We start from the raw sequence: 12,626 nt of genomic DNA on the forward strand, positions 1-12,626 counted from the left end.
CCGAGGAGGACGCATGACCACGCTCGCCGACCCGGTGCCCGGGGGCCGCCCCGGCGACGTCGAACGCGCCACGGCGCTGCAGGGGGAACTCGCCGGGCGGGGCGTGCACGGCGTGGTGCTGGCCTATGTCGACACCGCCGGCATCGGCCGGGTCAAGACCGTCCCGACGGCCCGGCTCGCCTCCGCCGCCGCCTGGGGTGTGGGCATGTCACCGGTGTTCGACACCTTCCTCGCCGACGACTCCGCCGTCACCACCGGCGTCCTCGGCTCCCCCGACGGCGACCTGCGGCTCTACCCGGACCTCGACCGGCTCGTGGTGCTGGCCGGGCAGCCCGGCTGGGCGTGGGCGCCCGTCGACCGGGTCACCCAGGACGGCGAGCGGCATCCGGGCTGCACCCGCACGCTGCTGCGCCGGATCGTCGCCGACGCGGCGGAGCAGGGCCTGACCTTCAGGGCGGCGATCGAAGTCGAGTGGACGACGGCCCGCGACGCGCCGGGGGACGCGTTCGTGCCGGCGACCACCGGCCCCGCCTACGGGGCGACCCGGCAGGTGGAACTCGGGGACTGCACGGCCGATCTGCTGGCCGCGTGCGCCGCACAGGGCCTCGACGTGGAGCAGGTCCATCCCGAGTACGCGGCCGGGCAGTTCGAGATCTCGGTGGGTGCGGTCGATCCGGTGGCGGCGGCCGACCGCAGCGTCCTCGTCCGGCAGACGATCCGGGCGGTCGCGCGGCGGCACGGCTTGCGGGTCTCCTTCGCCCCGGCCGTCGTCGGGCAGGGCGTCGGCAACGGCGGGCACGTCCATCTCTCCGCGTGGCGCGACGGGGTCAACCTGCACGCCGGGGGCGAGGGCCGCTACGGCATGACGGCCGCGGCGGAGTCGTTCACGGCCGGGATCCTCGCCCATCTGCCCGCTCTCACGGCCGTGACCGCGCCGAGCCCGGCCAGCGCGCTGCGGCTCAGGCCCTCCCAGTGGGCCGGGGTCTTCGCCGCCTGGGGCCATGAGACCCGCGAGACCGCGCTGCGCGTGGTCACGGGCACCGCCGGGGTGCGCGACCGGGCGGCCAACCTGGAGGTCAAGCCCGTCGACCTGGCCGCCAACCCGTATCTGGCGATCGCCGCCCTGATCGCGGCCGGGCTGGACGGTCTGCGGTCGTCCGCCGTCCTGCCCGAGGAGACCACCGGCGACCCGGCCCGCCTGTCCGAGGCGGAGCGCGCCGCCCGGGGTGTGCGGCGGCTGCCGGTGTCGCTGGAGCAGGCCGTGGCGGAGTTCCGCGCGGACGAGACGCTGCGGGCGGCCCTCGGCCCGGTCCTCGCCGACGCGGTGATCGCCGTACGGCTCGGCGAACTCGCCCGCGTCGCCGGGCTGGACGACGAGCAGGTGGCGGCGGCCTACCGGTGGCGGTACTGACGTGGGCACGGTCCACGAGGCACTCGACGCCCTGCGGCTCGTCGACCATCACTGCCACGGCACCGTGACCGGTCCCTGCGACCGGGCCGCCTTCGAGTCGCTGCTCACCGAGGGCGAGGCGTGGCCGGGGATCTCGTCCTTCGACAGCCCCGCCGGCGTCGCGGTCCGCCGGCACTGCGCGCCCCTGCTGGACCTGCCCCGGCACGCCCCCGCGGAGGAGTACCTGGCCCGGCGCTCCGCGCTGGGCGAGCCCGAGGTGCGGCAGCGCTTCCTGCGCGCGTCGGGCACGGACGTCTTCTGCGTGGACACGGGATACACCCCGGTCCCGCTCACCACCCCCGGCGAGATCGCCGAGGCCGCGGGCGGCACCTCGTACGAGGTGGTCCGCCTGGAGGGCGTCGCCGAGGCGGTGCTCGCGGCGGGGACCGAGCCGGACGCCTACGCGGACGCCTTCCGTACGGCCGCGCTGGACGCCGTGCGCCGGCCGGGCGTGGTGGCCGTGAAGTCGGTGGCGGCCTACCGCACCGGTTTCGGCCTGGACCCGGCCCGCCCCTCGGAGGCGGAGGTGACCGAGGCGGCCCGGGGCATGCTCGCGCGCGGCGGCCACCTGGACGACCCGGTTCTGGTGCGCCATCTGCTGTGGACCGCGGTCGACCTCGGGCTGCCGCTGCAGCTGCACACCGGTTTCGGTGACGCCGCGATCCGGCTGCACCGGGTGGACCCCGCGCTGCTCACGGACTGGCTGCACCTGACGGCCGGGACGATCCCCGTCCTGCTGCTGCACTGCTGGCCCCACCAGCGGCAGGCCGCCTTCCTCGCGGCGGTCTTCGAGCGGGTGTACCTCGACGTCGGGCTCACCCTGCACCATGTGGGCCCGGCCCGGTCCGGCGCGATCCTGGCGGAGGCGCTGGAGATCACACCGTTCCGCAAGCTCCTGTACAGCTCCGACGCGTACGGTGTGCCGGAGTTCTACCACCTCGGGGCGCTCGCCTTCCGCCGGGGCCTGGCCGATCTGCTCCAGCGGCGGGTGGACGCCGACGAGCTGTCCCTGCCGGACGCGCTGCGCATCGCGCGGTGGACCGGGCGGGAGAACGCGCTGCGGGTCTATGGGCTGGCGGAGGACGGTTGAACAGGCGTGTGGCCGGTCACAGTTCCTCTGGAGCGGCTACCCAGGAAGTCCGTACGGCTGAAAGTATGATCAAGCGATGTCTGACATGACCGAAACCACGCCCGGCTGGCTGTCCTCCGACGAACTGGAGATGACACGCGCCCGCATGCCGATCCTGTACGTCGAGGCCGTCCCGGTCCGCGTCGACGACAGCGGCGAAGTCACCAGTGTCGGCCTGCTGCTGCGCATCGGGCCCGACGGTACGGTCAGCCGGACGCTGGTCTCCGGCCGCGTGCTGCACCACGAACGCGTCCGGGACGCCCTGCTGCGCCATCTGGAGAAGGACCTCGGCCCGGTCGCACTGCCCCGGGTCCCGGCGTCGCTGCAGCCGTTCACGGTCGCGGAGTACTTCCCGACGCAGGGCATCACCCCGTACCACGACCCGCGCCAGCACGCGGTGTCCCTCGCCTACATCGTGCCGGTCACGGGCGACTGCCGGCCCCGGCAGGACGCACTCGACCTGGTGTGGTTCAGCCCGCAGGAGGCCCTGTCTCCGGCGGTGCAGAGCGAGATGCCGGGCGGGCACGGAGTGCTGCTGAAGCAGGCGCTGGCGCATGCGGGCTGTGTGAGCTGAGGCCTAAGCTCTATCACGGGACCGACCTCCGGCCACGGGGCGGCGTGATGGCAGCGGAAGAGCACGAGTATCCGGAGCAGGCGCAGCTGCCCGATCTGCGCGTGCGTCTGCGTACGGAGCTGAACCACATCGACGAGCAGCTGCGCGCCCTGCTGGACGCCATGGACCGCATGCAGGGCCTGCTGGACGCGGTGGTGGCGATCAGCCGCGAGGTGGAGCTGCCCGCGGTGCTGCAGCGCATCGTGACCACCGCCATGGATCTGGTCGGGGCGCGCTACGGCGCCCTGGGCGTGCTCAACGAGTCCGGCGAGCGCCTGGAGGAGTTCATCACCGCCGGCCTGGACCCGCAGGAGCGCGAGGACCTGGCCGGAACCGACCTGCCCAGCGGCAAGGGCGTCCTCGGTCATCTCATCACCCACCCCGAGCCGTTGCGGATCGGCGACATCCGGGCCCATCCGTCCTCGGCCGGATTCCCGCCCGGCCATCCGTGCATGCGGACCCTGCTCGGCGTCGCCATCAGCGTCCGCGGCGAGATCTACGGCGACCTGTACCTCTCCGAGCGGCGCGACGGGCAGCCCTTCGACGTCCATGACGAGAACGTCGTGATGGCCCTGGCCAGCGCCGCGGGCATCGCGATCGAGAACGTCCGGCTGTTCGAGCGGGTGCGGGTCGGAGCCGAGCAGTTCCAGCGGCTGCTGCTGCCCACGCTGCCCGACCTGGCCCCGTTCTCGGCGGCGGCCGTCTACCGGCCGGCCGCCGAACCCAGCGGGCTCGGCGGGGACTGGTACGACGCGATCCCGCTCCCCGGCGGCGTCGTGGCGGTGGTGATCGGTGACGTGGTCGGCCACGACCTGCACGCCGCGGCGGCCATGGCCTCCACCCGCAACATGCTGCGGGCGCTGCTGTTCGACCGGGGCAGTCCGCCCGGCGCGGTCCTGACCCGGCTCGACCGCACGCTCCAGGCGGTCACCCCGAACCCCGTCACCACCACCGCGCTGGCCCGGATCGAACCGGAGGGTGCCGGGTGGCGCCTGCGCTGGAGCACCGCGGGGCACGTCCCGCCCCTGCTCGTCACACCGGACCACCGGGTCGAGATCCTGACCGCCGAGCCCGGGCTGCCGCTGGGGGTGGCCCCCGAGGAGCCCCGCCCCGACCACGCGCGCCTCCTTCCCCCGGAGGCCACCCTGCTCTTCTTCACGGACGGGCTGATCGAGCACCCCGCCCACGACATCGACACGAGCCTGTCGGAGCTCGCGGAACTCGCCTCGGAGCATGCGCACCTGCCGCTGGAGGACTTCGTGCACGCCCTGGCCGAGCACCATCCGAGCGACGGTCACGACGACATGGCCCTCCTCGCGCTGCGCACCCCGACCGCCTGACCGCTCGGCGGAGGCCGCGCGGTCCGCTCCCGGTGCCGTGGAGGAACCGGCTCTGCCGTCGGATGATGGTCGGGGACATGCCGATCCGGAGGTCCCCGACGGCAGTCGCGGGGCAGGTCAGGTACCGGCGCGGCGGCGTGGCCGTCGTGGAGATCTGCGTGGTCGCCGCGCTGTACTACGCCTCGGCCTTCTGCAGCAGCTGGTGCGCGGGCCAGGTCAGCCGCTGTGGCCGCCGAGCGGCATCATGCTGGCCAGTCTCCTGCTGCGCGGGCTGCGGGTCTGGCCGGGGATCGCCCGGCGGCGCGTTCCTGACCAATGTGACGCTCGGGCCGTCCTTCCTGGCCGTGCTCACGATCACGGCGGGCAACACGCTCGCACCGGTCTGCTCGTACGCCCTGCTGCGCCGTGCGGGGTTCCATACCACGCTGAGCCGGCTGCAGGACGCCCTCGCCCTGACCTTCCTCGGCACCTTCACCGGGATGCCGCACGCTGGCCGGGATGGCCACCAGGATCGCCGGCAGCGAACGCCGGCCGGTGCTCCCGGCCGGGCGGAGCGAGCCGGAATGACAGAAAGGCCGTATCGGTGATCTCCGATACGGCCTCTGACGGACTGCTTTCGACCGTCGGGACGACAGGATTTGAACCTGCGACCCCTTGACCCCCAGTCAAGTGCGCTACCAAGCTGCGCCACGTCCCGTTGCCCGTCTGACCTGGGGGTTTCCCCCGGCCGAACGCGCAGGGAAACAATACCGCACTCGCGCCGGTGATCGCGCATCCGTTTCCCGGGCCCACGACTTGACCTCAAGATTGGTTGAGGTTGCACGCTCGTGTCCATGACCACCACGACACGCACGTACACCTACGCCGACCTGCCGGAACTCATGGGCCTCATGACCGGCGACGAGAAGCACGGACCGGCCGCCACGTCCACGCTGGACGTGCTCTGGGTGCTCTACGACCGGGTGCTCCGGGTGGGCCCGGAGCGGCTGACCGACCCGGAGCGGGACCGGTTCCTGCTGTCGAAGGGGCACGGGCCGATGGCGTACTACGCCGTCCTGGCCGCCAAGGGCTTCCTGCCGGTGGAGTGGCTGCCCGGCTTCGGCTCCTACGACTCCCCGCTCGGCCACCACCCCGACCGCACCCTCGTCCCGGGGGCGGAGATCGGCAGCGGCTCCCTGGGGCACGGGCTGCCGATCGCCGTCGGCACGGCGCTCGGGCTGCGCGCCCAGGGGCTCCACGAGCCACGGGTGTGGACGCTGATCGGGGACGCCGAGCTGGACGAGGGCAGCAACCACGAGGCGATCGCCTTCGCCGGGCCCGCCGGCCTGGAGCGGCTGCACACCGTCGTCGTCGACAACTCCTCCGCCAGCTACGCGCGGCCGGGCGGGATCGCCGCCCGCTTCGAGGCGGCCGGCTGGTCCGCGCTGACCGTCGACGGCCGTGACCACGAGGCGCTGCACGCCGCCTTCACGGCACCGCATCCGGGCCGCCCGCACGTGGTGGTGGCCCGGGTCGAGCCCAAGTCCGCCTGAACTCCGTACCACCGGAAAGGAATCCGTACCCCATGGACACCATGCGTGACCGCTTCGCCCCTGTCGTGACCCGGCTGCTGGACGAGGATCCCCGAGTGGCGGTGGTCCTCGCCGAGATCGGCGCGGACGGCTTCGCCGAGGCAGCGCGCCGGCACCCGGACCGGGTCGTCAACGTCGGCATCCGCGAGCAGCTCATGGTCGGAGCGGCGGCGGGACTGGCGCTGACCGGGCTGCGGCCCGTCGTGCACACCTTCGCCAGCTTCCTCGTCGAGCGGCCCTTCGAGCAGGTCAAGCTGGACCTCGGGCACCAGGACGCGGGCGCGGTGCTGGTGAGCGCGGCCGCCTCCTTCGACTGGCCGGCGGGCGGCTACACCCACATGGCGCCCGGCGACGTGGCGCTGCTGGACACCCTGGACGGCTGGACCGTGCACGTCCCGGGGCACCCGGACGAGGCCGAGACGCTGCTGCGGCACGCGATCGCGGCGGGCGACGACAAGGTGTACGTCCGGCTCTCCGTGCAGTCCAACCAGCAGGGACTGCCCGTGGACGGGGAGCGGTTCCGCACCGTCCGCGAGGGACGCTCGGGCGTCGTGGTCGCCGTCGGGCCGCTGCTCGACGCCGTGCTCGCCGCCACCGAGGGCCTGGACGTCACCGTCCTCTACGCGACCACCGTCCGCCCCTTCGACGGGGCCGCCCTGCGCCGGGCCACCGAGACGGCCGGGACGGACGTCGTCCTGGTCGAGCCCTATCTCGCGGGCACGTCGACGGCCGCGGCGAACGACGCCCTGGCCGATGTGCCGCACCGGGTCCTGGGGCTGGGCGTGGGGCGCCGGGAACTGCGCCGCTACGGGCAGATCGAGGAGCATGCCGCCGCCCACGGCCTCGACGCCCGGTCGCTGCGGGAGCGGATCGGCAGCTTCCTCGGGGCGGCGACAGCCGCGTGAAGCCCCCCGGGGGGAGTCCGCCGGGAGCCCGAGCCGGGGGTGTCAGTCCGCCGGGAGCCCGAGCCGGGGGTGGGCCTCCAGCAGCCGGGAGGGGGCCGCCTGGCGCCACGAGTCGGCCAGGATGTCCCGCAGCTCGGCCTCGTCCTCCAGCGCGTCGAGCCGGGCGCGGACCCAGGCGAACTGCGCCTCGTGGTCGGCGATCCAGAACTTGCCCGGCTCGGCGAGCACCAGTTCGTCGCGCTCCTCCTTGGGGCAGCGCACGGCGAGGGACGTCTCGTCCTCGGGCAGCGTGGCGAACATCTTCCCCGCCACCCGGAACGTGGGCATGCTCCAGGCGATCTTCTCCGTCGTGTCCGGCAGGGACAGGGCGATACGGCGTACGTCTTCGGCGTCCGGCATGGCAGGAACCGTAGCGGCAGGCACTGACATTCACCTGGTGGGAGCGGTCTCCGGCAGGCGCTTGTAGTAGAGGGTCGTCGGACGCAGCGCCCCGTCGGGGCGGGCCGCGTAGTCGGGGATGGCGCCGACGGGCGTCCAGCCGGCGGACCGGTACAACCGCTCGGCGGGGCTGCCCGTCTCGGTGTCCAGGTGCAGCAGGGTGAGGCCGGCCGCCGCGGCGGCGTCCTCCGCGGTGGCCAGCAGCCGGCGGCCGAGACCGCGCCCGCGGGCCTCGGGATGCACCATGAGCTTGACGAGTTCGGCGCGGTGGCGGCTGTTGGCCTTGCCGGGGAAGGCGAGGCCCACGGTGCCCAGCACACGGTCGCCGTCGGGCGCGGCCCACACGGCGAGCCGGCCCGCGGCCACCTCGGGGGCCCGCTCCCGCCACCAGGCCAGCGCCTCGGCGCGGTCGAGCGGGGCGAGGAAGCCGACCGAGGCGCCCCCGTGCACGGTGCGGGTCAGCAGGTCGGCCAACGCCCCGGCGCGGCCGAGCAGTTGATGCGCGTCCAGGCGGATCACGGCCGCACCACCGCCAGCAGGTACCGGACGCCCTCGGGGGCGGCACACCGGAACCGGGTCGGCCCCCACACCCGCATGCGCAGGCAGTCGCCGGCGCCGAGGCGGTGCGCGGTGTCCTGCGCGGTCACCTCCAGGGAGCCCTCCAGCACCCAGATGTGCTGTTCCAGGCCGGGCACGGGCGGACGGTCGTAGGCGAGGTCGGCGCCTGCGGTCAGGCATCCCTCGACGAGTTCGCCGCGCAGGGCGGGGTGCGGCGGGGAGACCGACCGGCGGTCGAAGCCGGAGGCCCGGTCCTGCCACACGGGCTGGTCCGCGGCGCGCACGACAGCGGCCGGGGCGGCCTCGACCTCGCTGAGCAGCTGGGACATGGTGCGGCCGTAGACGGCGCACAGGCGGTTCAGCAGGGCGGCCGTGGGGCTGGTCTCCGCCCGCTCGGCGCGGGACAGGGTGGACCTGCTCACCCCGCTGCGCTCGGCCAACTCGCCCAGGGACCAGCCGTGTTCGGCCCGCAGCTCGGCCAGGCGGAGGCCCAGCCGGGTGTCGACGGGGTCCGTGTCGTCCTCACGTCTCATATCCGGGACGGTATCCCTGATGTGAGACAGCGGGGTTACGGAGTCCTCACACCCGGGCGGCGGTGCCGAGCGCGTCCAGCACCGGGCGGATCAGCGGGTGTTCCTCGGCTCCCCGGCGCACGGCGGCGAAGACCCGGCGGGTGGGGGCCGTGCCGTCGACCGGGCGGACGACCACGCCGGCCAGGTCCATGCCGCGCAGCGCCGAGCGCGGCACCAGCGCCACCCCCGCGTCGGCCGAGGCGAGCGCCACGACCGCGCGGAAGTCGTCCGAGGAGTGCTCCATACGCGGCTGGAAACCGGCGTTCTCGCAGGCCAGGACCACCACGTCATGGCAGGGGTTGCCCGGGTACGGCCCGATCCAGGGGTCCTTGGCCAGTTCGGCGAGGGGCACCTCGGCCGTGTCCGCCAGGCGGTGACGGACGGGCACGACCGCGTCGAACGGCTCGGCGTACAGCGGTACGTGGGTCAGCCGCGGGTCGTCGGCGGGCGGGGCGCCCCGGTACTCGACGGCGACGGCCACGTCGACCTGACGGTCCAGGACCATCGGCAGGCTGGCGTCGCCCTCGGCGTCCTGGACGCGGATGCGGATGCCGGGCGCCGACTCGGCGAGGCGGGCCACCGCGGGCGCCACGACCAGGGCGATCCCGGTGGCGAAGGAGGCCACCGTCACCGTGCCGGCCGCGCCCGAGCTGTACGCGGCGAGCTCCGCCTCGGCCCGCTCCAGCTGGGCGAGGACCGCGTTGGTGTGGTTCAGCAGGATCTCGCCCGCCGGGGTCAGGCGCACGCCCTTGGCGCCGCGGTCGACGAGCCGGTGGCCGGTCTCCTGCTCCAGCGCGGCGAGCTGCTGGGAGACGGCCGACGGGGTGAGGTACAGCGCGGCGGCAGCCGCCGTCACCGTACGGTGGTCGGCCACCGCACGGAGGATGTGGAGCCGCCGCGCCTCGATCATGTGACCGATTCTCTCAGGTCACCGGCGGTTCTCAGCCCTCCAGCTCCGCACGGGCGGCGACGAAGGCGTCCACGGCGCGGTGCACGTCGTCCGTGGAGTGCGCGGCCGACAGCTGGACCCGGATGCGGGCCTGCCCCTGGGGCACGACCGGGTAGGAGAAGCCGATCACGTACACGCCGCGCTCCAGCAGGAGTTCGGCCATGCGGCCGGCCTGCGCCGCGTCGCCGATCATCACCGGCGCGATGGCGTGGTCGCCGGGCAGGACGTCGAAGCCCTCCTCGGTCATGCGGCCGCGGAACAGGGCCGTGTTCTCGGCGAGCCGGACGCGCAGGTCGTCCGCCGACTCCAGCAGGTCGAGGACCTTGAGGGAGGCGGCCGCGATCACCGGGGCCAGCGTGTTCGAGAACAGGTACGGGCGGGAGCGCTGGCGCAGCAGGGCGACGATCTCGGCGCGCGCGGCGACGTAGCCGCCGGAGGCGCCGCCGAGGGCCTTGCCGAGGGTGCCGGTGATGATGTCGACGCGGTCCATGACGCCGTGCAGCTCGGGGGTGCCCCGGCCGCCGGGGCCGACGAAGCCGACGGCGTGCGAGTCGTCGACCATGACCATCGCGTCGTAGCGGTCGGCCAGGTCGCAGATCTCGCGCAGCGGGGCGACGTAGCCGTCCATGGAGAAGACGCCGTCGGTGACGATCAGCCTGCGCCGGGCGTCGCCGGCGGCCTTGAGCTGCGCCTCAAGGTCGGCCATGTCGCGGTTGGCGTAGCGGAGGCGCCGGGCCTTGCTCAGGCGGATGCCGTCGATGATCGACGCGTGGTTGAGCGCGTCGGAGATCACGGCGTCCTCCGGGCCGAGCAGCGTCTCGAAGACGCCGCCGTTGGCGTCGAAGCAGGAGGAGTACAGGATCGTGTCCTCCTGGCCGAGGAACGCCGACAGCCGCGCCTCCAGTTCCTTGTGCACCTCCTGGGTGCCGCAGATGAAGCGCACCGAGGCCATGCCGTAGCCCCAGCGGTCCAGGGCCTCGTGGGCGGCGGCGATCACCTCGGGGTGGTCGGCGAGGCCGAGGTAGTTGTTGGCGCAGAAGTTCAGGACCTCGCCGGGGCGGCCGCCCGCGGTGACGTTCACGGTGGCGGACTGCGGGGTGCCGATGACGCGCTCGGGCTTGTGCAGCCCGGCGGCGCGGATCTCGTCGAGGGTGGCGCGCAGGTCGTCACGCACGGAGTCGAACATGGGGAAGCTCTCCTAGAGGTGCTCGCGGGAAGAGGGGTGTGCGCTCGGCGGGGCGGGTCACGCGGTCCAGTCGAGGATGACCTTGCCGCCGCGGCCGCTCGCCGCGTCCTCGAACGCCGCCTCGAAGTCGCGGTGGCCGTACCGGCCGGTGATCACCGGGGCGAGGTCCAGGCCGCCTTCCAGCAGGACCGACATGGCGTACCAGGTCTCGAACATCTCGCGGCCGTAGATGCCCTTGATGGTGATCATCGAGGTGACGATCCGCGCCCAGTCGACCGGGAACTCCTGTGCGGGCAGGCCGAGCATGGCGATGCGGCCGCCGTGCGTCATGTTGGCGATCATGTCCCGCATCGCCTCGGGGCGGCCGGACATCTCCAGGCCGATGTCGAAGCCCTCGCGCAGGCCGAGCGTGCGCTGTCCGTCGGCGATGGAGGCCCCCGAGACGTCGAGCGCGAGGCTCACGCCGATCTTGCGGGCCAGTTCCAGCCGCTCCTCGCTGACGTCGGTGATCACCACGTTGCGGGCGCCCGCGTGCCGGGCCACCGCGGCGGCCATCAGGCCGATGGGGCCGGCGCCGGTGATCAGGACGTCCTCGCCGACGAGCGGGAAGGACAGCGCGGTGTGCACGGCGTTGCCGAACGGGTCGAAGATCGCGGCGACGTCGAGGTCGACGGGCACCCGGTGCACCCAGACGTTGCCGGCGGGCAGCGCCACGTACTCCGCGAACGCGCCGTCGCGGCCCACGCCCAGCCCCACGGTGGCCCGGCACAGATGCCGGCGGCCCGCCTGGCAGTTGCGGCACTTGCCGCACACCAGATGGCCCTCGCCGCTGACGCGGTCGCCGACGGAGACGTCGGTGACGTCGCGGCCGGTCTCGACGACCTCGCCGACGAACTCGTGCCCCACCACGAGCGGGGTGCTGATCGCCTGCTGCGCCCAGCCGTCCCAGGCCCTGATGTGCAGGTCCGTGCCGCAGATGCCGGTGCGCAGCACCTTGATCAGGACGTCCCCGGGGCCGATGGCGGGCTCCGGGACGTCCGCGAGCCACAGGCCGGGCTCCGCCTTCTGCTTGACCAGCGCCTTCACCGCTACGGCTCCTGGGGGTGAGTCCCGGCTCCGGGCACGCCGAAGGAGCCCCTGGGCCGGGAGAGGAGTGGGATCGCACAGCAATCTGCCGTACGGCGGCGCACCGGTCCATCGAGGATTTCTTAAGCGCCGCCTCAGCTTTCCTTCACGCCCCGGCGGGCACGGCGGCACCCGTGGTGTCCCGGGTTCCGCCTGGTCCCCGGCCCGCTACCAGGGCAGCAGTCCGCCCGAGCCCTCCAGCTCCGCGACGAGCTCGGCGGCGTGCTCCTTGATGGCCGTCAGGCCCGTCCTCCCCCACGGCCGCGGCCCGACGTCGGCGACGCTCACCGTGCCGAGGACCAGGCCCGTGCCGTCGATGAGCGGTGCCCCGAGGTAGGAGCGGATGCCGAACTCGTCGACCACCGGGTTGCCCGCGAACCGGGGATAGTCGCCCACGTCCTCCAGGACCAGGGCCTTGCGGCGCGCCACCACATGGGGGCAGAAGCCGTGGTCCCGGGGCAGGGCGCGGCCCAGGCGCGGGCTGGTGCCGTCGCTGCGCACGACCGGCGACACGGCCGGCACGCACAGCCCCGCGTAGAACTGCCCCTGTTCGCCTGGGAAGTTGACCATGGCGTACGGCGCCCCGGTGAGCTGGGCGAGGCGCTGGGCGAAGGCGTCGAGGGCGGGTTCGGGGCGCTCTCCCAGGCCCATCCCGCGCAGTCGGCGAGCGCGGGCGGGGGCCTCCTTGTCCTCGGGTGTGAGCAGTAGACGACCGGCCGGGCGCGGCGGGTCGTAGCTCATGGGCGTGCTCCCGGTGTGTGGGCTGGTGTCATACAGGGTCTCCCTGGCG

General features: G+C 73.8%; 14 protein-coding genes and 1 tRNA gene. 7 read left to right on the plus strand and 8 right to left on the minus strand.

The features are described from left to right. Positions 1-13: 13 nt before the first annotated feature. From CHR28_RS21055 to CHR28_RS21075, 5 genes are all read left to right on the plus strand, one after another. On the plus strand, positions 14-1,411 hold the full coding sequence (locus CHR28_RS21055) for a glutamine synthetase family protein (RefSeq protein WP_094055219.1): 1,398 nt from the start codon (positions 14-16) through the stop codon (positions 1,409-1,411). A gap of 1 nt (position 1,412) precedes the next feature. After that, positions 1,413-2,540, plus strand: coding sequence for an amidohydrolase family protein (locus CHR28_RS21060; protein ID WP_094055220.1), 1,128 nt, complete (start codon positions 1,413-1,415; stop codon positions 2,538-2,540). A gap of 85 nt (positions 2,541-2,625) precedes the next feature. Further along, positions 2,626-3,153: an NUDIX hydrolase family protein gene (locus CHR28_RS21065; RefSeq protein ID WP_179272515.1), complete on the plus strand. Its 528-nt coding sequence runs from the start codon at positions 2,626-2,628 to the stop codon at positions 3,151-3,153. A 47-nt stretch (positions 3,154-3,200) separates the two neighbouring features. Continuing rightward, positions 3,201-4,532 carry a PP2C family protein-serine/threonine phosphatase gene (locus tag CHR28_RS21070; RefSeq protein ID WP_094055222.1) on the plus strand — a complete coding sequence of 444 codons (1,332 nt, stop codon included), beginning with the start codon at positions 3,201-3,203 and terminating at the stop codon, positions 4,530-4,532. 137 nt (positions 4,533-4,669) lie between these two features. Continuing rightward, positions 4,670-5,119 (plus strand): hypothetical protein, encoded by a 450-nt coding sequence (locus tag CHR28_RS21075; RefSeq protein WP_179272507.1) that lies wholly within the window; start codon positions 4,670-4,672, stop codon positions 5,117-5,119. A gap of 36 nt (positions 5,120-5,155) precedes the next feature. Here CHR28_RS21075 and CHR28_RS21080 read toward each other — a convergent pair. Further along, positions 5,156-5,229, minus strand: a tRNA-Pro gene (locus CHR28_RS21080). A 136-nt stretch (positions 5,230-5,365) separates the two neighbouring features. On the opposite strand from CHR28_RS21080, the gene CHR28_RS21085 reads away from it, so the two are divergent. Beyond that, entirely contained in the window at positions 5,366-6,064 is a 699-nt protein-coding gene (locus CHR28_RS21085; RefSeq protein WP_094055277.1) for a transketolase, read from the plus strand. Between the two features lie 32 nt (positions 6,065-6,096). Beyond that, entirely contained in the window at positions 6,097-7,008 is a 912-nt protein-coding gene (locus CHR28_RS21090; protein ID WP_094055223.1) for a transketolase family protein, read from the plus strand. A 42-nt stretch (positions 7,009-7,050) separates the two neighbouring features. On the opposite strand, the gene CHR28_RS21095 is transcribed toward CHR28_RS21090, so the two are convergent. The 7 genes from CHR28_RS21095 to CHR28_RS21125 form a co-directional block, all read right to left on the minus strand. Continuing rightward, positions 7,051-7,407 carry an MmcQ/YjbR family DNA-binding protein gene (locus CHR28_RS21095; protein WP_179272508.1) on the minus strand — a complete coding sequence of 119 codons (357 nt, stop codon included), beginning with the start codon at positions 7,405-7,407 and terminating at the stop codon, positions 7,051-7,053. Between the two features lie 30 nt (positions 7,408-7,437). Next, complete coding sequence (locus tag CHR28_RS21100) at positions 7,438-7,965, minus strand: GNAT family N-acetyltransferase (RefSeq protein WP_094055225.1); 528 nt, start codon at positions 7,963-7,965, stop codon at positions 7,438-7,440. Continuing rightward, the gene (locus tag CHR28_RS21105) at positions 7,962-8,537 is read right to left on the minus strand and encodes a helix-turn-helix domain-containing protein (protein WP_094055226.1); all 576 of its coding nucleotides are present in this window, start codon (positions 8,535-8,537) and stop codon (positions 7,962-7,964) included. The genes CHR28_RS21100 and CHR28_RS21105 overlap by 4 nt, the downstream gene beginning before the upstream one ends. 46 nt (positions 8,538-8,583) lie before the next feature. Next, entirely contained in the window at positions 8,584-9,486 is a 903-nt protein-coding gene (locus CHR28_RS21110) for a LysR family transcriptional regulator (RefSeq protein WP_094055227.1), read from the minus strand. 31 nt (positions 9,487-9,517) lie between these two features. Next, positions 9,518-10,711: a glycine C-acetyltransferase gene (locus CHR28_RS21115; protein WP_094055228.1), complete on the minus strand. Its 1,194-nt coding sequence runs from the start codon at positions 10,709-10,711 to the stop codon at positions 9,518-9,520. A gap of 57 nt (positions 10,712-10,768) precedes the next feature. Next, positions 10,769-11,797 (minus strand): L-threonine 3-dehydrogenase, encoded by a 1,029-nt coding sequence (gene tdh, locus CHR28_RS21120; RefSeq protein WP_094055229.1) that lies wholly within the window; start codon positions 11,795-11,797, stop codon positions 10,769-10,771. Positions 11,798-12,004: 207 nt separating this feature from the next. Continuing rightward, the gene (locus tag CHR28_RS21125) at positions 12,005-12,577 is read right to left on the minus strand and encodes a GAF domain-containing protein (RefSeq protein WP_094055230.1); all 573 of its coding nucleotides are present in this window, start codon (positions 12,575-12,577) and stop codon (positions 12,005-12,007) included. Positions 12,578-12,626 lie beyond the last annotated feature (49 nt).

The sequence above is a fragment of the Streptomyces sp. XY006 genome, assembly GCF_002237655.1.
Classification (GTDB): Bacteria; Actinomycetota; Actinomycetes; order Streptomycetales; family Streptomycetaceae; genus Streptomyces; species Streptomyces levis.